This is a genomic window from Vibrio sp. Of14-4 (genome assembly GCF_022347625.1).
Taxonomy (GTDB): Bacteria; Pseudomonadota; Gammaproteobacteria; order Enterobacterales; family Vibrionaceae; genus Vibrio; species Vibrio pristinus.
In genome coordinates, this window is sequence record NZ_JAKRGI010000002.1 from 108210 (window position 1) to 130281 (window position 22072).

A 22072-nucleotide genomic window follows, 5' to 3' on the forward strand; every position below is an offset into this window, starting at 1 on the left:
CGGAGTGAACAATTAATTTTACAGATTAAACCTTTAACATTCATGCATTTAATAAAATGGAGATACAAAAAAGAAGGTAAACAGCCCTAGCCATATCAAAAGTTTCAGCATACTTGGAACTCTTAAAAATACATCAGGCTTGTGTCTATTGGGAGGCCACATAAGTAATCAAGGTGTATGCGTCAATGAAGAAAAATATAGAGATATAAGAGGATGAAATGTGTGCTAGAAGCTCGCCTAACATAATAAATCTAATCGGAAACTTCGATTTATCTATTAAAATAAATTTAGCCACATATCAATACATTAAACGAGAAACCTAGACTAACCAAGTATACATATGCCCAAATTTTCATTCTAATCGTCAATTAACCCTAGACACATTATTTCAAATCGCTAGTATTAGCCCTCTCAGTTAGCGAAAACTGAATTCACGTGAAATTTATATAACAATTCATTGCAGGGAAAACTATGCAACACAACTCTATTTTTGCCCGTTTCGCGCGCGGAAATTTAGTGTTACAGATCTTAGCCGGTATCGTACTTGGTGTGGGTCTTGCCACTATCTCTCCCGAATACGCACAAAGTGTTGGCTTACTTGGAAGTCTATTTGTCGGTGCTCTAAAAGCTGTCGCCCCCATTCTTGTTTTTATCCTTGTTGCCGCTTCAATCGCCAACCAGAAAAAGAACCAACACACTTACATGCGCCCTATTGTCGTACTGTACCTATTTGGTACCTTTACCGCAGCACTGACAGCCGTCGCATTAAGTTTCATGTTCCCAACGACGTTAACTCTCGTGTCTGGTGCTGAGGGTGCGACGCCGCCTCAAGGCATTGGCGAAGTCATGAATACGCTGCTTTTTAAAATCGTAGACAACCCAGTGAATGCGCTAATGGATGCAAACTACATTGGCATTTTAGCTTGGGCCATTGGTTTAGGTTTGGCTCTGCACCACGCGTCTTCGACAACCAAAGCCGTGTTTGAAGATCTTAGCCATGGCGTTTCACAAATCGTACGCTTTATTATTCGTCTCGCGCCATTTGGTATATTCGGTCTCGTATCATCGACACTTGCTACAACAGGTTTTGATGCATTAGCGGGCTATGCTCAGCTATTAGCTGTTTTACTTGGCGCTATGCTTATCATCGCTTTGGTTGTGAACCCAATTATTGTATTGGTTAAAACTGGCGAAAACCCATACCCTCTTGTGTTCCAATGTCTACGTGAAAGTGGTGTTACGGCTTTCTTCACTCGCTCAAGCGCGGCAAATATTCCAGTGAATATGGCCTTGTGTGAGAAACTACAGCTTGATGAAGATACCTATTCTGTCTCTATCCCGCTTGGTGCAACGATAAACATGGCGGGTGCTGCAATCACCATTACCACATTAACACTAGCTGCTGTGCATACTATGGGTATCGAAATCGACATCCTTACTGCTCTGCTTCTTAGCATTGTTGCTGCAGTTTCAGCATGCGGAGCGTCAGGCGTTGCCGGTGGCTCGCTATTACTGATTCCTCTGGCATGTGGTTTATTTGGTATTCCAAATGAGATCGCAATGCAGGTTGTCGCGGTAGGCTTTATTATTGGTGTTGTACAAGACTCTGCTGAGACAGCACTAAACAGCTCAACAGACGTAGTATTTACTGCCGCTGTATGCAAAGCCAAGCACAAGCAAAACGCCTAATCACCTCTTGATTAAATCTCTAGCCCCGAATATCGGGGCTTTTTTGTATCTGCAAAATCACATGCAGTATTGACTGCTTCACTCGAGCAGCAAAGCCTAACCATTCTTCATTGGTTTAAAATTACATGAGTATTGGGCGAAATTGCCAAGCTCATAGCCACCTCGTTGGATATATTGACCTGTATCATCCATCACTATTTTAACGATTATGTATTTCGGTGACTCTGCGGTTCAACAATCGGGAATCGTTCCTGCCCACAAAAATATTATTATAAATACAGCTAAGCGACACGACTGTATTATCATGATTCGTCCTGTAAACCCTCTCTCTACTGCTCTCATTGAAGAAGGTTACGCAACCAAAGATTTGCATGTAAAAGGCAAGTCCTCGGATTGGGGCCCACAAGCTGGCTTTATATGTTGCGATCAATCCTTTAGTAAATTGGTTCACAAAGGCCAGGAAGAGATAGAGAAGTTCAACCTCAAAGTCACCGAGTCTATACGTGACGACTACGCAAAAGCAGTACCTTTGCTGATCTCTGGTGAAAGATTACAGTCCCTCATCAAACAACAAATGCTTCATGTGATATCGAAAAGTGAGGGTTACATTAAAGTCACAAGTCATGGAAAGCCTCACCAAGATTTTATTCTTTATCCTAATGAACGCATGCCTGTTAGCGAGTATACACATTTCCATCGTCAGTATCATGCGGATATTTTGCCCATGTTTAAAGTGATGCCACACCTTAAAAAGGGCTACTGGGTAATGACTAAAAGACAAAAAATAGAACCACTCATGGTATTGGCAGAGCCGTCAAATAGTGTCCCCTTAACTGCAGACTATGATCTGTTTTGTGTTGCACCACACCTAAGCCAATTTAGTTCAGAAAAACCAACGCGGCTTAAGCCCGTGGTAAAACTAGTGCAAAGCGCACTTGCCCAGAAAGAACGTAGAATAGTTGATGCTGACCTAGGCAAAATTTCACATCTTACTCAAGAGGTGAAACAGGAAATCAATCAGAAGGCCGGCGCGAGTCATGTGATTCATCATGGCTGTGAAGTCGATAACCCTGTCACCGAGTTAGATTATCCTATTACTGCTTTTACCCCGTGGGAACAAGTGGTTGGCGCGAACAACCAGCAAGAGTTACAAACGCTAGCCAAGGACATGCTCAAACTTGGCTATATCTTCTATCCCAATCGACTCTGGAGCCAAACTGGTCAAGTTAATAGCAGCAGTGCCTCACCACTAAGAAATTATCAGTGGGACACCAATATTCAAGAAACTGAGTTATCTAAGCCAGAAGTACTCTCTCCTCCTGAAAACTATAGCCACCCACAAAAAAGCCCCTCATAATGAGGGGCAAGAGACCATCGCTTTTTTGTTATAGTGATAATCTTATGAGTCTAAAACTTAGCCAAAGTCACCATTTACGTAGCCCTTAGTACGATCATCTTTAGGCTGACTGAAAATAACCTGAGTAGAGTCATGCTCCACCAGCTCACCCATTAAGAAGAAAGCGGTACGATCTGAAATTCGGCGCGCCTGCTGCATTGAGTGAGTCACAATCACTATGGTGTAGTTCTTTTTCAACTCTTCCATCAGCTCTTCGATCTTGTGGGTCGCAATAGGGTCAAGCGCCGAAGTTGGCTCGTCCATCAAAATAACATCTGGCTCCATTGCAATGGTACGAGCAATACATAAGCGCTGCTGCTGGCCACCGGATAAGCCAAACGCATGCGACTTTAGGCGGTCTTTTACCTCATCCCACAAAGCGGCGCCGCGCAATGAGCGCTCAACAACCTGATCAATATGTTTTTTGTCCTTGATGCCCTGAGCTCTAAGGCCATAAGCTACATTCTCATAGATACTCATTGGGAATGGGTTTGGTTTTTGGAATACCATGCCGACTTTTATCCTCAGATCTGCCACATCGATATTGCCGTAAATATCATCGCCATCCATATCCAGCTTACCTGTGATTTTCACACCTTCGATCAGGTCGTTCATGCGGTTGAGACAACGAAGTAAGGTTGACTTCCCACAACCAGATGGTCCAATTAATGCGGTTACTTGGCGAACAGGAATCGGTAAATTAATCGACTTGAGTGCCTGATTGTCACCATAAAACAGGTCTAAATTTTCGATATCAAATTTGTTCATGATCTTTATCTCTTAAATCTAAAATGGGTCTTTAACGCTCTGTTGCCTAATAGTTCGCCGTGTTAAATCGGCGCGCAATGAGCTTAGTGATCATGTTGATCACAAGAACCACCACAATCAGCACTGTCGCTGTACCGTATGCTTGATTCCACTCTTCAATAGTAAATAACTCTGTAGTGAGCTTATATAAGTGAACAGTAAGCGTTCGACCTGAATCAAGAAGCGAGTCAGGTATGCGAGCTACCATGCCTGCGGTCAAAAATACCGGTGCAGATTCACCAATCACTCGGCCAATACTCAAAATAACAGAGGTGATGATCCCCGGCATAGCGCTTGGCAGAATAAGTCGCCAAATGGTATAAATCTTGGAAGCGCCTAGGCCGTACGAGCCTTCTCGATAGGTCTGAGGCACCGCCATCAAAGCTTCTTCTGTGGTACGAATAATTACCGGCAATATCAAAATGCTTAAGGTCAAAGCACCGGAAAGAATCGAAAAGCCCAGCCCGAGAATAGCGACAAAGAAAGTCATGCCAAACAAACCAAAGATAATAGAAGGTATGCCTGCGAGAGACTCGGTACAAAAACGAATCACTTTAACCAGCTTACTACCTACCTTGGCATATTCGGTTAGATAAATCGCCGTCATGATCCCAATGGGAGCGGCAACCGCAATCGAAGCGATAACCATATAAAGCGTGGAGACAATCATAGGGAAGATGCCATGCTCTTCACCTGTACGAGTGTAGTTGTCGGTAATAAAGTTCCAATCTACGTGTTGGAGCCCGTTGGATAATATGTACCAGATGATCCAGAATAAAAATCCAACGGTCAATGCCGCAGCAGTCCAGATTAAAGCGTTTAGAATATTATCTTTAAACTGGCGATGTTGTTTTAATGCCGTGCGATCCATAATGATTACTTCCTCGTCCGCTTATTTGGCTTTTTCACGATTGAGATAAAGCAGTGCAGCATTTAGCATCATGATAAATACCAGAAGCACTACGCCAGTCGCATATAAAGCGTTGGCATGCACACCGCTCGCATATGACATTTCAATCGCGATATTAGCGGTCAAAGTGCGCGCTGAATCTAAAATACCTTGCGGCATAGCAGGCGCATTACCCATCACCATAATGATGGCCATTGTCTCGCCAAGCGCACGGCCAATTCCCAAAATAACACCCGTCATGATCCCTGAACGCGCTGCGGGAACAAGCAATTTAAAAATCGTGAATATTTTTGAAGCGCCAAGCGCCAACGAGCCTTCTTTATAGGTATGAGGCACAGCGCGAATTGATGTTTCAGAAACAGTAATAACGGTCGGAAGAATCATCACGCCAAGAACAATAATCCCTGCCAAGATGGTATTCCCAGCTGGCACCTCAAAAATATCTTGAATTAAAGGTACTATGATGACAAGGCCAAAGAATCCGTACACAACCGATGGGATCCCTGCTAATAGTTCTACCGCAGGACGGATAACATCTGCAAGGCGTTTTGGGGCAATTTCAGCGATAAAAATAGCGGTCAAAACACCCACAGGGACGCCGACTAGTACAGCGCCAAACGTTGAAACTACAGAGGCGACAATCATAGTCGCCACACCATAAAGTGCTGGGGGCAACCAGTCTTGTCCAAGAACAATGCCAGAGACACCAGCTTCCTCAAAAGCAGGAATAGATTCTTGAACAATGAAGTAGGCAATAACCGCCAGAGATACAATGCCAATCACGGCACTAGTGAGAAATAAGCCATGAAAGATACGCTCTTTCACATCAACGCGACGTTTAGTGCGCAAACGTGGCTTGGGTAACTGAGTCGCTTGAGTATTCATAAACTCGTCACTATTTGTTGCAATGGTCATAATCGTCATACCCTTCTTACAAACTAAATTTGCTCGAAGTAAAGCAAAAGCTCAGCCCAAAGCAGGCTGAGCAATAAAAATATCAATATAATTAGTGAACTGAGATGTAGCCATTACTCTCAACCAGAGATTGAGCTTCAGGAGAGTGCATCCAGTCTAGGAATTGCTGAGTTTCAGCTGAAGGCTTGCCTTCTTTGTACAATACCAAGAATGGACGAGCTACTTTGTAAGAGCCATTTTTCACATTATCGACATTAGCTTCTACACCATCAATTGGCAAAGCATGGACTGAGTTGTCAACAGTGCCCAGAGAGATGTAACCAATAGCGTAAGGGTTTGAAGCAACCATAGTTTTCAGTGCGCCATTGCCATTCGCCACTTGCGCGCGCTGTGAAATGGCCGACACCTTGGTACCAGAGATTTTTTTGGTAAGCTTCATGATGTCTTCAAACGCGCCGCGTGTACCAGAAGCCGTGTCTCGAGTAATAGTAACGATAGGCTTGTCTTCACCACCAACCTGTTTCCAGTTAGTTACTTCGCCTTTGTAAATAGCGCTAACTTGATCAGCAGTTAAAGCTTGCAGCTTGTTTTTAGGGTTAACCACAACCGCTATCCCATCAATGGCAACTTTCATCTCTTTAAGCTCAGGTTCCTTTTCTGATGCTTTTAAGTTGCGAGATGACATGCCAAGATCTGCCGAGCCATTTTTTGCTGCTTTGACACCGGCTGATGAACCTGGGCCTTGCACTTCAATAAACACGTTCGAGTGTGTTTTCATGTATGTTTCTGAGAAAACTTCCATCAGTGGCGTTACGCTACTAGAGCCTACCGCAGAGATCGTTTCCTTAGCAGAAACGGAAGTCACTGCCATTGCACCTAGAAGTGCTATTGCACCGATAACTGTCTTTTTCATCACAATTTCCTTAGTTGGCATCATTGCCACTTTGTTTCACATGATCGATGCTAACTTTAGGACTCAATTGTGACAGTTGTGTTTCACTTCGTTGAAGCCTCTATGACAAGGTAATTTTATTTTGAGTTTTCTATTGATACTCAAAAACACTATGCAACAGATGAAAACTTTTGATAGATATAGAAAATACTTCATAGCAGACAATTTCTGGGCCTATCACAACACAATGACCCAGACGTCATCACTCAATATTAACCACTAATTTTTGTAGTAAGCGTATCATCTCTTTTTGCTCGGATAAGTCTAAGGCACTCAAAATATGATGGTTAACCGACAGTGGAATTGGCGTAATTTCCTTTTGCAGGGCTCGCCCTTTATCCGTTAAATAGATACGAAAAGATCTACGGCTATTTGGATCAACTTGCCTTTGGACTAAGCCAAGTTTTTCTAACTTATCTATCGTTCGAGTAGTCGTTGAACTTTCTACCTTTGACTTTTTCGCTATTTCTCTTTGCGTAACACCTTCTTGCTCCCACAAACACATCAAAGTAGGCCACAGAGCAATACTCAAACCATGCTTTCTTAATTCAACGTCTAGGGATTTAGACATATAGTGAGCCATGGCATTAACCAACCAGCCAAAGCTTTCCTCTCTATTAAATTCTTCACTCACAACGATTGACTATTCGATTAAACAACACAATCCATGTTAACTCATGTCCTAACTCCTCGCATCATCAAACCGCAGTAGATGAAAGCCAACGCAGAAAATTTACACTGCAATTGTTGCTCGCGCAACAATTGCAGTGTAAATTATTAGGGCTTATATAAAAAAGGTAAAACAATGAAAAGTATATTTAAAATAGTCCATGTAATCGCATTATCTATATTTCTAGGGACCATTATTAGTTATATTTTGGTTGGTATTCTCAGTGGGGAAAACAACTTAAGCTTTAGCAGAGACGTTGTCTTAACTGGTACTCAGTATTTGACGATTCCAGCCCTATGGATAGTCGGATTTAGTGGCATTATGCTTAGTAAAAAGTCTTTTCAAGGTTGGAAGAGAGCCAAAATATTCGGCTTTTTATTGATCATGTTCAATACTCATTTCTTTATACTGCCAGCCATTGAAGATTCCATAAAGTACCTCAATCTAGGTGATCTCACCGCCTTAGACAATGCCCTATTTGTTGAAGCGATATCTGGGAGTATCAACCTCCTATTGATCGTGCTTATGACAATAGTTGCTGTGACCAAATGGAGGTCACTCAAAGGAAAAACGGCCGCTTCCGATTAGCGAATAAACAACCAATTGAGGATCTTTTCAGCCATGTTTCTAAATCTCAGTAACATGGCACTTCTTGGTAACCAAGCTGGTGTATAAAGAACCGTTTTTGCTTTGGAAAAGGTCAAAAAGCCCTCTTTCCCATGGTATTGACCAATACCTGATGCTCCAATGCCTCCAAAAGGAGCATCTTCAATGGCAACCTGCAGTAATGAGTCATTAATAGCAATACCGCCACTGTGTGTTTGCTCTATGACTTGGCGTTGCAGAACTTTATCGGTTGACATCAAATACAGAGCAAGAGGTCTGGGGTTAAAATTAATGTAGCTCAGTGCTTCATAGAGGTGGCTATAGCCAATCACAGGCAAGATAGGGCCGAAGATCTCTTGCTGCATTACTTGCATGTGTTCTGTGACACCCGTAACAAGGTGAGGCAGCATTTGACCTTCTTCCAAGTCAATATTTGCAATTGTGTGTACATCAGCGCCTCTATCGCGAGCATCCTCTAACATGCTGCTAAGCCGCTGATATTGAGTTGAGTTGATGATGTGTGTGATCTGAGTCGTATCCTTGTTTTGCAAATACAGCTCTTGGTAGCGTTTAAGATACAGATCAACAAATGTCTGTTCTTTTCCTTTAGGTAGGAGTACGTAATCTGGTGAGACGCAAATTTGCCCTGAATTAATCGATTTACCAAGTAATACCGCATCCACGGCAGATCTTAAATCGATGTCATTATCTATGATGACTGGTGATTTCCCCCCCAGCTCTAAGGTAACGGGAGTCAGGTTGTGCGCCGCAGCTTGAGCAACCAATTTCCCGACCTGAGTTGAGCCAGTGAAAATAAGATGATCGAAAGGCAGCTTAGAAAAATAGCTTGAGATATCAGCTTCACCCTCAACTGGATAAATATGCCCCTCCACACTGGTAAAGACATTACTTAATACAAGATTGGTGTGAGGAGTATGCTCGCTAAACTTAACCATAACACGATTGCCCGCTGCAATGGCGGTAACAATTGGAGCAATGCTCAAAACAATTGGAAAATTCCATGGGACGATCACCCCCACCACACCAAGAGGCTGATACTCGACTCTCACCGAAGATGGAAATAGAAATAAACCAGATTTTCTCCGACTCGATCTCATCCACTTTTTGAGATGCTTAATGGTGTAATTAATGTGCATTATTGCTGGGAGTAAATCACAAACTAGGCTATCGAAACGAGTTCTTGAACCATAATCTAGACTTAATGCATCGATAAGAGCATCTTGGTTTTCAACCAACGCCCGTTTAAGAGACTTGAGCCTCTCTATACGGGCGCTATGGGTCGAAAAAGGCTCGTTTTGATAATATGTTTTTACTTCCGCATAGAGTTGGTAAAGCTCTTCTTGAGTGCGGACATGCTCTTTTTGCCAGCGACTAAAATCAACAACGCCTTCCATCTGGTTATATTACCCAATTGCCCCTTATGTCCGATAACTATAGTATGCCCACATTGCACGGCGCAGTGACCAAAAACACAATTCTAATCAAGTCATAAGAATCTATGTACTTTAGCCGTATTACAGCTTAGCTATGACCGACTTAAAATGCTCAAGTCCGATAGTGCCGACCACTCTCTGTGGAGCAATTTCTGATCCACTGGTATCATAAAAGAAGACTGCCGGAGGGCCAAATACGTTTCGATCTGCTAACCAAGCCATCTGTTCAGGAGTACTCTCAGTGACGTCAAACTTTATTGTCTTCCAGTCAGAAAACTTAGAAAGTACCATTCGATCAGTAAACACTTCGCTTTCAATGACCTTACACGACACGCACCAGTCCGCGTACAGATCCAACATTACTCGCTGGTTTTGCTGCTTCGCTAAAGCTAGGCTTTGATCTAATGCGCGTACAGAATCCACTTTTACAAAAGGCAATAAAGACGTTTGTCCTTGTTTGGTTGGTGCAGAGACAAGGCTCAAAGGTTTAAGAGGATCGTGTGAGCCAAGTAACATACCCACAAAAACTATCAGGCCGTAAAACAAAGACATAAATGCGGCTAGCTTTCTCGTTCTCGCCCAACCAGGCTTGGCAGAGTCCAAAGCCCCAAAATGAATACCACTACCAATGGCAAGTAGTGCCCATAACAGCATAACAAGCCATGACGGCGCAAATCGACTGACCAAAACAATCGCCACAGCAAGTAACAAAATACCAAATAGTTGTTTGATGGCGACCATCCAAGGCCCGGATTTAGGCAACAACTTACCCCCACTCATCCCAATTAAAATCAGTGGTACCCCCATGCCTAATGCCATAACAAATAAGGTCACACCACCTAGCACCCAGTCTTGTGTGGTCGACACGTACAACAAAGCGCCTGCTAGTGGCGCACTCACACAAGGTGACACGACCAAAGCAGATAAAGCGCCCATGGCAAAAACACCAGCAATTTTTCCTCCACCTATGTTACCTGAGCGAGACGTCAGTTTTTGCTGCAATGTCGATGGCAGCTGTAGCTCATAAAAACCAAACATGGCTAATGCGAGGAGAACAAATACGATAGCGAACAGAGACAATAACCATGGCTGCTGCATGGCCGCTTGAAGGTTGACCCCTTTGGCTAAGGTGGTCACCAAAATACCTGTCAACGCATAGCTTGAAGCCATACCAAACACATAGGAAGTTGACAGCAACAGCCCTTTCTTGCCAGTCATCTTAGCATCACCGCCGATAATACTCGAAAGGATTGGCACCATAGGTAAAACGCAGGGGGTAAGGGAAAGGCCAAGACCGAGTAAAAAGAAAATCAGCAAGGCTTGTGCTTTGGGCATGTGGACCAACAGCTCAGATAATCCTGTGGTATTTTCTGCTAAACCACTGATATTTTTCCAACTCAAATCAGGTGGAGAACTAGACAAGCGAGACGGCAAATCCAAGGTTATTGTTTGGGGTAAATAACATAAACCTTGTTCAGAGCAACCTTGATAGCGGACTTTAATTTGCCCTTCACCACTGTATGGAATAAGTACCGTAACAGGTTGATTGAAGACAACCACATCACCAAAATACTTATCTTGCTTAGGTTTGCCCGCATACGAAAACTGAGGTTCGCTGAGCAACACTTTGCTATTGGAAGAGAACTTAAATCTACCTTTATAGAGATAATATTGCGGCTGGATAGCAAAATGGATCTGTACCCCTTGCTCTGTCACAGACCATTGATAAGGAAAGGCTTCATCAACAGGCAGAAACTCTTGTTCCTGCGCCAAAGAGATCCAAGGAAAGTAGATGAAAAGAGCAAGAATAAACGTCCTTAGCATGCGACAAACCCCGTGTCCTGATGGATGGATAATTGATCGTCAATAAATACGACCCCAACGTCGCTTGGTACTTCTAGTTTGGGATCGATAGTGAGTGCAGTACTCAATGCCCCGGCCTCAAGGGCTGTCGGAGCCAATACACTGACTGAGAGTACTTTAGGGTGTGTTCCGCATTGAGATAAAATATGCGAGCTTTGCTGATCGGCAAATTGGAAGCTCCGCTCATAATGAGCCGAAGTGGTTAGCGCCGCATTGACTAATGGCAAAGAGAACCACGGCTCACTTTTATTCTTTGGGTTTCTCACCGCCACATTAAACGCAGAGCCATCTGGCTTTTGACCCAAGGCTCTAATGTCTCCGCCAAAATTTACCAATGCTGATGATACACCCAGTGACTGAGCGATATTAATTGCTTGATCAACGGCAAATTCCTTAATCACCCCACCAAGATCAAACTGAGTCTCTAATGCTGGGACAGTAAGCGTATGTTCTGCTAAAGACCAAGCTTGAGGCCCCATAAAGTGTTTAGCACTATCATAAGCCGTAAACTTATCCAGTTCGGGGGTTTTATTGATTAGCGACTTAACTGTCCCAACCGTTGGATCAAAGATCCCTTTGGTTCCATCGACTAAACGTCTAACGACTTCAAACACTGTGTAGCTTTCATCATCCAAGGTTACGGTAGAGGTTTTACGCTGATTAACAACTTGGTTAAGCCATGATGACTGTGAATAAAAGTTATATTTTTCTTCTAATCGCCGGGTATTGGATTCGATCATCGCCGCGACACTTTTCGCATCAGCAGTGCCATATATCTGGACTTCACACACCACTGTCATGGCTTGAAACCTATGTATAAAAGGAAGATTAGAATTCATAGGTTGCTCCAACCGCCCACCACTGGGCTTCAAAGCCATTGGATTGCTCATAATAAGCACCCAAAAGATTCAAGCGTAGCGTTTTATGCAGCTTTACGCTCGCACCAAGTTCATACGAGTTAGCGGTAAAATCTCCCAAACGCAAATCCGATGTCGCATATCCTGTTGATGCAAAAGTTGGATCACTTCCATCAGGGTCACGGTAAAAATCAGCCGCCGATTGTGTGTACCAAAAATATCCAGGTGCTAGTGTTAACCAACTATTTAGCTGCCAAGAAAATTTACCCCCAATCTGGTGCGAGCTAACGCCCCAGTCGTCGTTGAAAAACTTGTAACGCGGACGCAGCACAATGGACTCAGACAGGGACCAGAAAGCTTGAATATTTACACCACCAGACACGCGCTTATCTGGACGCGAGTCTTGCCCCAGAAAGACTTCATCAGAGCCTATACTACCATTGCCATCAATATCCACTTCCCGCAGTACGGTCAAGTAGTGGTTACTCAGATATCCGGAGCGATATCCGGCATAAGCTGTTAAAATCATATAATAATTAGGCGTAAAAGTTTGCGATAATCCAGCTTCTAAATTGGCAGTAAATATATCTTCCCAAGCTTGCGAGTTTCCCGTAGTTTCATACTTACCAAATGCCATGGTCTCATCAAACAAAGCTGACATACCCAAACTGTATGACCGGTTCTTTTGGGAGTCAGCATATATTAACCCTTTGGCATTCACACCAAGACTTCGATAGTCTTCTTCGGTGGAATAGTTACCACCAAAAGTCCATTCATTGCGCTGCTCATCTCGATAAGTGACACTGCCATTAATTGATTGACGAGTGTCTTCTAGTTCGTACTTTTGCACTTTGTAGTTACTGCTGTTTGGATCATAACCTGCACGTATAACTTGGTCTGTCATCCCCTGTGCTTGCTGAGTTTTGAGTGCTCGATTATTTTTATCCGCCACACTCGCGATCGGTGTTGTTGGCCCCCATGATGGCGATGCCCCAGAGACAGTGTCATAACCCAGTTCAAGGTTCATTGTCCAATCCAAACCAATGCTTTTTTCAATCGAAACAATACTGTCACCAGCTTTCACTTTGTCATCGTATTCTTGGTAATTTAGGTAGTGTACTGAAATATGATCTTCAGCCATTACGTTATTGGCCACAGCCGCTGCACCAAGCAGAGTAATAGGTAATTTCTTCATTGTTAATTAGTTTGATAATCTAGTTACAACCGCAACCGCCGCCACCGACGCCACTGCCACCCACTGATCCTTGTTTGTACGAAAAGACTTTTTCAGAAAACAAATCGAATTCAGGTACAGGCCCACCTGGCTTCATTTCTTTTTTAGCAAGTGTCCCTTTTTGCCAGGGTTTGACCGCCTCAATACCAAGCGCTTCATCGACAAAAGCCAAGGCGGAGGTGTCATTGGTCTCTGCCTTGGGTGTCAATTTAGGTAAATTTAAGTTCTCTGCCTTTGGTTTCACCAATTCAATATTGCGCCGAACTCCGACTTCAGAGCGGCCACTGGTATATACCTGAGTTGAAATAACCTCTTCTTCAACCGTCTTTTGCTGCACTGAAGGCTCATTCTCCACAGTGCTTTTTTTACCCAAATGACTCAAATCGATTTTGGGCGTTGCGCCAAACACAACTGGAGTAAGCAAAAGAGTTGATATCACTATGCTTAGCCTCATAACTGAACTCCCATTTGGGCCAAGTCATCTAAAATAACGCTGCGAATATCCGTGATCGCGCCAAAACGAACTTTCACTACTTGCCCTTGGTATACGTAATACAGAGCTGGCATCCCTACAGGCTTAAATTGTGCGATTAGCTGCTGCTTTGGATCGTTGACCACAGGAAAATTAAGCCCAAGAGACTTTTGAAATTCGAGCCCGACTTCAATATCCTCATCAACGTCAACACCCACAAAAGTAACGCCTGTATCAGATATCTCTCCATATAACTTATTAACGACTGGCAATTCATAGCTACAAGACACACACCATTCAGCAAAGAAATCGACAATAGTCAGTCGATTAGGATCCAACTTTAATTCATTCGAAGCACTTTCTGTCAGTGTCTCCCCTTCTTGAAATGCAAACGTGGTAAAAGGGGTACATATAACGAGCACCATAGCCAATAACTTAACCATTTTTATATCCTTATGTTTTCTGAACTTATTTCTGCCCAAAGTTAAGAGTCGTGTCATAGTCGACATACAATACTTTTGAAAAATACTCATCCAGTTCCTGAGTATTGGTTGCCGACAAAACTTGACCTTTCAATTCGATATTGAGTGCAGCATCAACACAGCGGCTAAACTGCTCCAGTCGATAATCAGGGATATTAAAGCCTATAAAGTTCAGCTGAATACCGAACTCATTTGCCAAGCGATCACAAATTCCTGCGGAGATAAGCTCATCCAACGCTGAACTGCCGTCGACACCATCTGTCATCAAAATTAACCTTTGTGTTGGATGAGTAGCGTACGGGCGATAATTCCACTCTTGACGCCACTTGGGTATGAGCTGTCTAGCGCCCCAAATCAATCCTTGAAATGAACTTGTTCCACCTGTAGTTTGCAAATTTTCAATGGCTTGCTTGACCTCTCTCATATTGTCGGTCAGTGGCATAACAGGTGAAGAGCCGCTGCAACCAGCATAGAAATCATCTTGTACCTTTAGTTCGACTTTATTTTCCGAATGAACCGTATCTATGTTAGCCACTGTCTTTTCAGCAGAAAACTTATCGTTTTCATCCTTGCTTATCCCATTAGCACATTGTACTCCCGTGACATTCGCCCATGCGGGATTAATCACCGACACACCATCAGAAAAAGGGACAATTGAAATACTCACGGCTCTGCGGCCAGCAAGCTGGACATTGTTATGTTCAATGCGGTTAACCGCTCGGGTAAGTATGTTTTTTAGAGTTTGAATGGAGTCGACCATGGAACTAGAAATATCCAGTACTAGCGCCATTTCTGTAGGCGTCACTTTTGCTACATGGTGAACGTAGGTATGCTCCATTGCTCGAGACTCGGCAGCGTTAGAGCCCTGACCTATGCCCAATAGAGAAAAGGGACTATCAAGATGATAACTGACGCTAATCTCACAGTCCGTACCAGACAGATACTCACCATTCACCCCACGTATTTTAGGTTGGTAATAGTCTAAGTAAGCCTGAGAAAGATCAGCTTCAGAGGTGGCACTAAATGCACAAGCTAATGCCACCGTATCGGCTGCTTGCATCGCACGATTGTGGAGCTGAATATTAAACCCAACCATAATGGTAGTCAGTGCTAATGCTATCAAAGGTACTAACAGAGCAAGAAAAGACAAAGAAACAGAACCAAGCACCCGATTACGCACTGTACTTTCTCCCAATCACCGCAGCTTGACTTTGAAGCTTTGTAGGCAACGGCAAATCTAACCACTCAAAAATCGAGTCCACAGATTCTAAAGGTTTAGACACACACAAAGTGACTTGGTAAAGGTCAGCCGTCTTTCCTTGAAGAGACGCAATCATTCTCTGACTTTTGGGAGCAAGAGAAGCAAGTGATTCAATCTGCTTTTCACCCTGACAATCGTTGCCTGAGCGTTGGGTGATGATTTGGGTCTCATTCCCTGAAGAAAAGCGCATTTCCAATATCAAACCTACGCGGCTTAAATCCAAATCAGCCGGTAAGGAGGGTTTCGCCAAAACCATTAGGTGGTCAGCACTATCCGAGTAGTAAGGCGTGATTTGCCCATTTGGCACTAGCGCTCGTGATGCTGCGCTGACCAAAGAATAGGCCGTACTGTCTAAGCGAGTTTGTAGATACAAGATTTTGTACACCGCGAACAAACCCAGAACGATCACCAAAAACCCTAGAACCATTGCAGGGAACTCGATAACAGCAGAGCCGCATTGCCTGTGCGCCTTACGCGTCATAGCTCACCAACACAGTGCGGTTTAAGTTGGTCACCGATGGCAAAGACTCTGAAAATTTGGGAGCCAACAAAAACCGGAATTGATAGTTAATACGATATTGGGCAAGCATAGCCTGAGGCGAGCTGACCAACTGACCTGATGCTAAAGACGCCACACTATCGGCATAGCTAGGAGCATCAACTTGAATATTATCCAAACTCAATAAAGGAAACTGAGCAATATGCTCGCGCATTTTTTCTGCGACGGTAGGCGAAGGTATCATTGTACGGGCATCACGAATCGCTGACGATACCGCAGATTCAAAAACCATAGTCACCCACATAAGCCGAACCAGCTCAAAGCCAACTAACACAAGCATCATCAGCGGCAATATTATCAACGCAAACTCTATTGTCTGACTGCCTTTGTTGCGACGAAACATCATTAATGAATTCCTTGTTTCGCAAGAGTCTGGTAATAAAAAAGCGTACTCTCGAGTTCAGACCGGCTGAGCTCTGCGGAGGCAATAGTCTTAGCCGCATCAAGTTTACCGCTAGACGCATAAGATAAAGCGAGATTCAATCGCATCTTACTTGTTGCTTCCCCTCGGCTGTAAATAGGATATAAGATTTGAATGCTTTGTTCTGGGCGACCGTCTAAGAGCCAACCTAACGCTAGGTTATTTCGATACTCCATGCTATCAGGCCGGATGTTTATCGCACTTTTAAACGCATCACGAGCCTTTATGTAGTCTTTTTGTAGTGAGTAAGCCACACCCAAACTATTTAATGCTACGTCGTCCATTTTATTTGTCTCTACAGCATCAAACAGTTTACTTTCAGCGAGTTGGATATTACCAATAGCAAGATGTGCTCGGCCTAATTCACGATCAAACTCTGAAGACGGTGCCAGTGCACTGCCTTTTGTCAGATAATGCAGCGCTTCATCGTATCGAGCGGCTTGATTACAAGCATTACCAGCCAAAAAGAGCAGCTGAGCATCATTGGGATTTTGCTTAAGCTTTTGCTTGTATATTTCTAAAGCATTATCTGGATGGCCATTAGTTAATGCGGTTTGTGCAAGCTGCAAATCTTGGGCGCTAGGCTGGTTTTTTGTCGACTGACAACCCACAGCAAAGATTCCAACCCATATGAGGATAAACAACCGGCTCATAATCTCTCCAAGGTATCAAATAGGCTCAGGACAACTGGGGCAACGATCATGACCACTACAGGAAGCATGATCAAAACGACAAGAGGAAAAGACATTTTTGCTGGGATCTTACCTGCCCATTCTTCGAGTTCAAGCAACTGATAATGGCGGCTATCTGCTGCTATTAAGCTCAAAGCCTGCGAAAGTGGTGTACCAAACTTCAGTGCTTGACACATGGTTACCACCATATTGTTGATATCGGAAAGTTCCAGTCTTTGATCTAGATTAGTGAGTGCCTGTATGGGCGAATCAAGTACAGCCATTTCTGTCGCCGTCTGACACCATTGACGAGAAAGCGCGGACGAAACGTCTGCCATTTCTTCGCCCACAACTCGAAATGCTCTCTCAAGCGTCAAGCCAGATGCAACACATACAACCATAAGATCGAGTGCATCAGGCACCACTCTGGCGACTTGGCAACGAATCCTGTCCACCCATAGTGTTAATAAGCGATCGACCAGAATGCCGAGTAATATAGAAATGGTGACACACTGAGCAACATCTACCATAGACCCTGTTAGATCTCTCAGAGCAAACCACAGCAATGCGCCCACGACCATGATAGAAAGCCGAAACAATACAAACAGTGTTTCAGCTAAGTCGTGATTAAACCCGATTAACGCCAACGCTTTACGACGCTCAGGATTGGACTTCCAACGCCATTTAATCCTTTGTGAGTTAGCGGCAAGAGACACAGAGCTCACCTGATTGAGGCGGCGCTGAACCAAGTCTTGCTGGCGCGCGAGCCTAAAACACATCAAGGAACTAAAGACACCAGTAATAATCAAAACAGTTGCTATCATGGTGATCATGAGAACTTCCTATTTTTTGTGAGCGAATGCAGCGTCAACCCACCTAGCGCTATGCTGAGGCCACAATAAATAAGCACCCACTGGCCACTCTCACTGTAGATGAGTAATTCGAGCAAAGATGGATCAATCCAAGCAACCGCCAATACCAGAAAAACTGGCAGAAACGACAAAAACTTCGCCGTCATCCTAGGCTCTGAGGTCATGCTGGCAACCTTCTTTCGCATCGCACGATTGTCATGCAGCGTTCTGCTCAGGTTGTGCAAGATATCCCTCAATTGTCCGCCATTACTTTGATTGAGTACTAACGCGACAGTAAAGTACCGAAAAGTGTTATAGGGCAAACGAGTACATGCCTCATCCAAAGCTTGGCGCAGCGGAATACCAAGAGATAAGTTATCGTTGATGCGAGAAAATTCTCTACCTAGTACCCCCTCTTGAGTTTTCGCAACCTGCTCTAACGCCTGCTGAACAGACAACCCAGCAGAAACCGCTCGGCTCACTAAACCCAAGACCTGTACAATCGCTTTCTCAAACTCTTCGACCTGCTGCCTGCGGCGCAAGGCAAACAAAACGCCAAACAGCCCAATCACACAAGATATAACTAATAAAGCTTGCCAGTACCAATGTTGCGGTGGTAGCCACCAAGAAATCAAAAACGGCAGTATGCAAGCTGCTAAAGCCAGAAAAAGCTTATCTTGACGCGGCAATAGTGCTTGAGTCCGGCGCCAAAACCCTCCAACTGGCCCTGCTGAGTATCGCGGTTTAACGATAGCTTTCGCTATAGGCTTGGGCTGAGCAATATATCGTACTAACCGCAGTTTGACGCATCGACGACGCTGCCAATAGTGTTTCAAAACCAGCAGACTGCCTAAGCACCAAATCGTGAACAAGATTATGCTCATCATGCAAGCCTCATTGCGGCGCGCAGCTGAGAATCAAGTTGATAGTGCTGTGCTTTAGCAACAAAGGAAGGAAGGCGCCGAGCACTGACATATTCACCTAAAATCTTGCCTTGGTGATCTTCACCGTGAGTATCAAAATGATACAAATCTTGAGTGATATATTGATCGCTTTCGATGCCAACCACTTCGGTTATTGCGACAATGCGCCGCTTTCCATCACGCATCCTATCAACTTGTATAACGATATCTATCGTATCGGCAATTTGACGACGCAGGGCAAATAAAGGTAAGGTCGATTGCGCCATCATAAGCATGTTTTCAACTCTGACTAGTGCATCGGCAGGTGAATTGGCGTGCAAAGTGGACAAAGAGCCGTCATGACCAGTATTCATCGCCTGCATCATTTCAAAGGCTTCTTCACCCCTTACTTCTCCAAGTATGATGCGATCAGGACGCATTCTTAATGCATTCCTAACCAGTTCTCTTTGAGTGATTGCAGCCAATCCTTCGGCGTTTTCAGAGCGCGTTTCTGCACGCACCACATGAGGTTGCTGGAGTTTAAGCTCCGCCGCATCTTCAATAGTAATAATACGTTCATGAGGAGGTATGCTAAATGACATCGCATTGAGCAATGTAGTTTTACCCGCCCCCGTCCCTCCAGCGATGAGTACATTCAATCGGCAACGAACAATGACATCAAGCAAATGCATCATCCCTTCACTCAAAGCATCATTTTGTACCATTTGGCTTAAAGACAATTTTTCATGATTGAACTTACGTATAGAAATGCACGTTCCATCGAGCGCTAGCGGAGGGATCATCACATTGACACGGCTGCCATCTTCCAAGCGAGCATCAACCAAAGGAGAACTTTCATCAATACGACGTCCAACTTTACTGACAATTCGCCTCGCCATGTTAAGTAATTGTTCTTCCGAGCGAAATTCGATGGCGGTTTTATGCAATCTACCCAGCTTCTCGACATACACCTCATTAGGTCCATTAACCATGATGTCACTTACGCTGGGATCGTCGATCAAAGGTTGAAGAGGTCCTAAACCCAGTAACTCATCGACCAATTGCTGAACAACCTTAGTAACTTCACGATGACCGAGCGGCAGTTGGTGAGTGGCCACCACATCGGTAACCAAGGCAAGAATTCTTGCCTCCAACTCATTCGAGCTCAGTTTTACAACCGCACTCGCTTCTATCGTATTCACCACCTTAGAGTGGATAAGCTGGTAATGATCACGAATGGGATCGGAGTGAGACGTACCTAGCTGAGTATGACTAGGGGTGTCAATGAGTCGAGAAGACTTAAACATTAAGCGCCCCTCTTCCAAAACTGAAATGATCTCGGGCTTTCAACGCCCATCACTTTATCAGCTAACAAACAAAACGCTCGGCTGACTTTCCGGTGGCCCTTGACAGCAGACTGACCAAGCGCGCTTTTGTTTAAAAAATGTAAGGGAGCAAAAGGAATCGAGACATCAATTTCAGCGCCCAAAGTACGATGAATATCGTTTAATGTTAATAATGACGCTTTATCAGATTTAGTATGATTGACCACCAATAAGTTCTTTCTATTGAAAGCCGCTTGCTCCCCGGAAGATAAAATACTTAATATCTGTCCAGCATTACGAATCGCTGCCAAACTGGGTTCTATGACTAAAATACGCACATCAGAGCTCTTTAATGCGCTCATGCCTACTTGATCTCTCAGTGAAAACGCCGGGATATCAAAAATTAGACTGTCTGTGTGCTGTAAACAAAACTTACTAAAATGCTCAAGCGCTTGTTTTTCAGGCCAAAATGGATCGCTATCCAACGGCAGATAACCAGTTAGGAGCGACAGATTTGTCTCTACATTTATGCTGCTTCGCTCAAATACCACAGGTTCGAGACGCTCAGGATATTGCAGCATTTCGACCAATGCTGCATTGCCTTGTACATCAAAATGTAAATCCAGATCGCCTGCTGAAAAATCAAGGTCAGCGACCATCACTGACTGCCGCCTCTCACTCAAGATTCGAGCTAAACTGGCGACAACGGTCGAAGTCCCGACCCCACCTTTACAACCAACCACAGAAATACGACTGCCCATTGACTGAGTTTCCTGCTGGTCATGAAAATCCACCGCCACTAAGCCATGTTCAAGCACAGGGTTAACCAGATATTCAATCGCCCCTGCTTCACAAATAGCGCGATAGTAAGGGATAGTCTGATCATCACCGATGGCAATCACTTTGCAGCCCGTACGACGATTCATATCACTCACCCAGCCACGCGCCTCTTCTATAGACATACCCATTACATCTAGGGCTATCACATCATGACTGTCAGATAAGGCTTGCTTGATGAGTAGTTCTCTGTCTAAAGCAACTTGAGTCAGTTGGGTTATCCCACGCTCAGCAAACGCCAAACTTAAGTGATAAGTATCAAGGGAAGGAGAGGCCGCGACTAATACGGAAAAGTTATCGACTTTCATCATTGGTTACCTGCTGTAATACCGACACTAGAATCCAAGTTTTGGCTGCTACCATTGGTCGCCGAAGGGCTGATATAAGCATCGATAGCAGCGACTACCTTTTCGCCATTGGCTGGCCCCAAACGCTCTCCCACAATCAATTCTTTCGGATTGGCAACCATTTGAGCAAGAGCAGCCGCATTAGTGCAGCCATAAGCCTGATGAGATTGATATTGGTTAAATACTACTGGCTGCATTTTGCTCGCTCCGCAATTTGCCACCTTGGCGCGAAATGATTCAACAATAAGCTGAATATCACCTTGCTGAGATGGGCTTGCGTCCTCACTAATTATTTTGCTTTCACTAATGCCGCGAGCTAGTAAAACTTGATGTATTTTCTCTAATTGATCACGTCCCTTAGTTGAGCCACTAACCAGCTTGACACGCAAACCATAGGGATTACCGCGTTTAGCAATAAAGTCTTCAACTTTCAGGATCTGCTCGGTAGATAGCTCATTGCTATCAAGTGTAAGAGTCAGCTTATTGGTGACAGCAACAACATCAATGGCAGGTTGTTTAGCAATACGGTCATGCACGCAGCCACCCAGTACCAATAAAACCGGCAAAACAAACAGATTTAGTCTCATCTTC

General features: G+C 44.1%; 23 protein-coding genes. 3 read left to right on the plus strand and 20 right to left on the minus strand.

Annotated features, from left to right (window positions below):
- The first annotated feature begins 471 nt into the window (after nt 1-471).
- Together sstT and MHN79_RS02750 are read left to right on the plus strand one after the other, a co-directional pair.
- Nucleotides 472-1689, plus strand: coding sequence for a serine/threonine transporter SstT (gene sstT, locus MHN79_RS02745; protein ID WP_114784059.1), 1218 nt, complete (start codon nt 472-474; stop codon nt 1687-1689).
- A gap of 208 nt (nt 1690-1897) precedes the next feature.
- A complete protein-coding gene (locus MHN79_RS02750) occupies nt 1898-3046 on the plus strand; it encodes a CyaA/EF/ExoY family adenylyl cyclase toxin (RefSeq protein WP_239171614.1) in 1149 nt (382 codons plus the stop codon).
- A gap of 57 nt (nt 3047-3103) precedes the next feature.
- Here MHN79_RS02750 and pstB read toward each other — a convergent pair whose 3' ends face one another.
- The 5 genes from pstB to MHN79_RS02775 all read right to left on the minus strand — a co-directional run bounded on the left by pstB (nt 3104) and on the right by MHN79_RS02775 (nt 7303).
- The gene (pstB, locus tag MHN79_RS02755) at nt 3104-3853 is read right to left on the minus strand and encodes a phosphate ABC transporter ATP-binding protein PstB (protein WP_239171615.1); all 750 of its coding nucleotides are present in this window, start codon (nt 3851-3853) and stop codon (nt 3104-3106) included.
- 46 nt (nt 3854-3899) lie between these two features.
- Nucleotides 3900-4763 carry a phosphate ABC transporter permease PstA gene (gene pstA / locus MHN79_RS02760; protein ID WP_160928727.1) on the minus strand — a complete coding sequence of 288 codons (864 nt, stop codon included), beginning with the start codon at nt 4761-4763 and terminating at the stop codon, nt 3900-3902.
- Nucleotides 4764-4784: 21 nt separating this feature from the next.
- Entirely contained in the window at nt 4785-5717 is a 933-nt protein-coding gene (gene pstC, locus MHN79_RS02765) for a phosphate ABC transporter permease subunit PstC (RefSeq protein WP_239171616.1), read from the minus strand.
- Nucleotides 5718-5808: 91 nt separating this feature from the next.
- Complete coding sequence (locus MHN79_RS02770) at nt 5809-6630, minus strand: phosphate ABC transporter substrate-binding protein (RefSeq protein WP_239171617.1); 822 nt, start codon at nt 6628-6630, stop codon at nt 5809-5811.
- A gap of 241 nt (nt 6631-6871) precedes the next feature.
- Entirely contained in the window at nt 6872-7303 is a 432-nt protein-coding gene (locus MHN79_RS02775) for a MarR family transcriptional regulator (protein WP_239171618.1), read from the minus strand.
- A gap of 171 nt (nt 7304-7474) precedes the next feature.
- On the opposite strand from MHN79_RS02775, the gene MHN79_RS02780 reads away from it, so the two are divergent.
- Entirely contained in the window at nt 7475-7927 is a 453-nt protein-coding gene (locus tag MHN79_RS02780; protein ID WP_239171619.1) for a hypothetical protein, read from the plus strand.
- On the opposite strand, the gene MHN79_RS02785 is transcribed toward MHN79_RS02780, so the two are convergent.
- From MHN79_RS02785 to MHN79_RS02855, 15 genes are all read right to left on the minus strand, one after another.
- Complete coding sequence (locus tag MHN79_RS02785; RefSeq protein WP_239171620.1) at nt 7924-9360, minus strand: coniferyl aldehyde dehydrogenase; 1437 nt, start codon at nt 9358-9360, stop codon at nt 7924-7926. The genes MHN79_RS02780 and MHN79_RS02785 overlap by 4 nt on opposite strands.
- A 120-nt stretch (nt 9361-9480) precedes the next feature.
- The gene (gene dsbD, locus MHN79_RS02790; protein ID WP_239171621.1) at nt 9481-11223 is read right to left on the minus strand and encodes a protein-disulfide reductase DsbD; all 1743 of its coding nucleotides are present in this window, start codon (nt 11221-11223) and stop codon (nt 9481-9483) included.
- Nucleotides 11217-12101 (minus strand): FAD:protein FMN transferase, encoded by an 885-nt coding sequence (locus MHN79_RS02795; protein WP_239171622.1) that lies wholly within the window; start codon nt 12099-12101, stop codon nt 11217-11219. The genes dsbD and MHN79_RS02795 overlap by 7 nt, the downstream gene beginning before the upstream one ends.
- A complete protein-coding gene (locus MHN79_RS02800) occupies nt 12091-13314 on the minus strand; it encodes a DUF3570 domain-containing protein (RefSeq protein ID WP_239171623.1) in 1224 nt (407 codons plus the stop codon). The genes MHN79_RS02795 and MHN79_RS02800 overlap by 11 nt, the downstream gene beginning before the upstream one ends.
- Nucleotides 13315-13333: 19 nt before the next feature.
- Nucleotides 13334-13807, minus strand: a complete 474-nt coding sequence (locus MHN79_RS02805; RefSeq protein ID WP_239171624.1) for a DUF4266 domain-containing protein — start codon at nt 13805-13807, stop codon at nt 13334-13336.
- The gene (locus MHN79_RS02810; RefSeq protein WP_239171625.1) at nt 13804-14268 is read right to left on the minus strand and encodes a TlpA disulfide reductase family protein; all 465 of its coding nucleotides are present in this window, start codon (nt 14266-14268) and stop codon (nt 13804-13806) included. Before MHN79_RS02810 ends, MHN79_RS02805 begins: the two co-directional genes overlap by 4 nt.
- Nucleotides 14269-14293: 25 nt before the next feature.
- Nucleotides 14294-15487 (minus strand): VWA domain-containing protein, encoded by a 1194-nt coding sequence (locus tag MHN79_RS02815; protein WP_239171626.1) that lies wholly within the window; start codon nt 15485-15487, stop codon nt 14294-14296.
- Nucleotides 15480-16049: a tight adherence pilus pseudopilin TadF gene (gene tadF, locus MHN79_RS02820; RefSeq protein ID WP_239171627.1), complete on the minus strand. Its 570-nt coding sequence runs from the start codon at nt 16047-16049 to the stop codon at nt 15480-15482. The genes MHN79_RS02815 and tadF overlap by 8 nt, the downstream gene beginning before the upstream one ends.
- Entirely contained in the window at nt 16039-16473 is a 435-nt protein-coding gene (locus MHN79_RS02825; RefSeq protein WP_239171628.1) for a TadE family protein, read from the minus strand. Before MHN79_RS02825 ends, tadF begins: the two co-directional genes overlap by 11 nt.
- Nucleotides 16473-17201 (minus strand): tetratricopeptide repeat protein, encoded by a 729-nt coding sequence (locus MHN79_RS02830; RefSeq protein WP_239171629.1) that lies wholly within the window; start codon nt 17199-17201, stop codon nt 16473-16475. Before MHN79_RS02830 ends, MHN79_RS02825 begins: the two co-directional genes overlap by 1 nt.
- Nucleotides 17198-18052, minus strand: a complete 855-nt coding sequence (locus MHN79_RS02835; protein ID WP_239171630.1) for a type II secretion system F family protein — start codon at nt 18050-18052, stop codon at nt 17198-17200. The genes MHN79_RS02830 and MHN79_RS02835 overlap by 4 nt, the downstream gene beginning before the upstream one ends.
- Nucleotides 18049-18954, minus strand: coding sequence for a type II secretion system F family protein (locus tag MHN79_RS02840; RefSeq protein WP_239171784.1), 906 nt, complete (start codon nt 18952-18954; stop codon nt 18049-18051). Before MHN79_RS02840 ends, MHN79_RS02835 begins: the two co-directional genes overlap by 4 nt.
- The gene (locus MHN79_RS02845; protein WP_239171631.1) at nt 18954-20279 is read right to left on the minus strand and encodes a CpaF family protein; all 1326 of its coding nucleotides are present in this window, start codon (nt 20277-20279) and stop codon (nt 18954-18956) included. The genes MHN79_RS02840 and MHN79_RS02845 overlap by 1 nt, the downstream gene beginning before the upstream one ends.
- Complete coding sequence (locus MHN79_RS02850; RefSeq protein WP_239171632.1) at nt 20279-21445, minus strand: P-loop NTPase; 1167 nt, start codon at nt 21443-21445, stop codon at nt 20279-20281. The genes MHN79_RS02845 and MHN79_RS02850 overlap by 1 nt, the downstream gene beginning before the upstream one ends.
- A complete protein-coding gene (locus MHN79_RS02855) occupies nt 21442-22068 on the minus strand; it encodes a CpaD family pilus assembly lipoprotein (RefSeq protein WP_239171633.1) in 627 nt (208 codons plus the stop codon). The genes MHN79_RS02850 and MHN79_RS02855 overlap by 4 nt, the downstream gene beginning before the upstream one ends.
- Between the last annotated feature and the right edge of the window lie 4 nt (nt 22069-22072).

What these genes read in the sequence shown, in the direction of transcription:
- sstT (WP_114784059.1), top strand. Translation starts at nt 472, where the DNA reads ATGCAACACAACTCTATTTTTGCCCGTTTCGCGCGCGGAAATTTAGTG.
- MHN79_RS02750 (WP_239171614.1), top strand. Translation starts at nt 1,898, where the DNA reads ATGTATTTCGGTGACTCTGCGGTTCAACAATCGGGAATCGTTCCTGCC.
- pstB (WP_239171615.1), bottom strand. Translation starts at nt 3,853, where the DNA reads ATGAACAAATTTGATATCGAAAATTTAGACCTGTTTTATGGTGACAAT.
- pstA (WP_160928727.1), bottom strand. Translation starts at nt 4,763, where the DNA reads ATGGATCGCACGGCATTAAAACAACATCGCCAGTTTAAAGATAATATT.
- pstC (WP_239171616.1), bottom strand. Translation starts at nt 5,717, where the DNA reads ATGACCATTGCAACAAATAGTGACGAGTTTATGAATACTCAAGCGACT.
- MHN79_RS02770 (WP_239171617.1), bottom strand. Translation starts at nt 6,630, where the DNA reads ATGAAAAAGACAGTTATCGGTGCAATAGCACTTCTAGGTGCAATGGCA.
- MHN79_RS02780 (WP_239171619.1), top strand. Translation starts at nt 7,475, where the DNA reads ATGAAAAGTATATTTAAAATAGTCCATGTAATCGCATTATCTATATTT.
- MHN79_RS02785 (WP_239171620.1), bottom strand. Translation starts at nt 9,360, where the DNA reads ATGGAAGGCGTTGTTGATTTTAGTCGCTGGCAAAAAGAGCATGTCCGC.
- dsbD (WP_239171621.1), bottom strand. Translation starts at nt 11,223, where the DNA reads ATGCTAAGGACGTTTATTCTTGCTCTTTTCATCTACTTTCCTTGGATC.
- MHN79_RS02795 (WP_239171622.1), bottom strand. Translation starts at nt 12,101, where the DNA reads ATGAATTCTAATCTTCCTTTTATACATAGGTTTCAAGCCATGACAGTG.
- MHN79_RS02800 (WP_239171623.1), bottom strand. Translation starts at nt 13,314, where the DNA reads ATGAAGAAATTACCTATTACTCTGCTTGGTGCAGCGGCTGTGGCCAAT.
- MHN79_RS02805 (WP_239171624.1), bottom strand. Translation starts at nt 13,807, where the DNA reads ATGAGGCTAAGCATAGTGATATCAACTCTTTTGCTTACTCCAGTTGTG.
- MHN79_RS02810 (WP_239171625.1), bottom strand. Translation starts at nt 14,268, where the DNA reads ATGGTTAAGTTATTGGCTATGGTGCTCGTTATATGTACCCCTTTTACC.
- tadF (WP_239171627.1), bottom strand. Translation starts at nt 16,049, where the DNA reads ATGACGCGTAAGGCGCACAGGCAATGCGGCTCTGCTGTTATCGAGTTC.
- MHN79_RS02825 (WP_239171628.1), bottom strand. Translation starts at nt 16,473, where the DNA reads ATGATGTTTCGTCGCAACAAAGGCAGTCAGACAATAGAGTTTGCGTTG.
- MHN79_RS02830 (WP_239171629.1), bottom strand. Translation starts at nt 17,201, where the DNA reads ATGAGCCGGTTGTTTATCCTCATATGGGTTGGAATCTTTGCTGTGGGT.
- MHN79_RS02835 (WP_239171630.1), bottom strand. Translation starts at nt 18,052, where the DNA reads ATGATCACCATGATAGCAACTGTTTTGATTATTACTGGTGTCTTTAGT.
- MHN79_RS02840 (WP_239171784.1), bottom strand. Translation starts at nt 18,954, where the DNA reads ATGAGCATAATCTTGTTCACGATTTGGTGCTTAGGCAGTCTGCTGGTT.
- MHN79_RS02845 (WP_239171631.1), bottom strand. Translation starts at nt 20,279, where the DNA reads ATGTTTAAGTCTTCTCGACTCATTGACACCCCTAGTCATACTCAGCTA.
- MHN79_RS02850 (WP_239171632.1), bottom strand. Translation starts at nt 21,445, where the DNA reads ATGATGAAAGTCGATAACTTTTCCGTATTAGTCGCGGCCTCTCCTTCC.
- MHN79_RS02855 (WP_239171633.1), bottom strand. Translation starts at nt 22,068, where the DNA reads ATGAGACTAAATCTGTTTGTTTTGCCGGTTTTATTGGTACTGGGTGGC.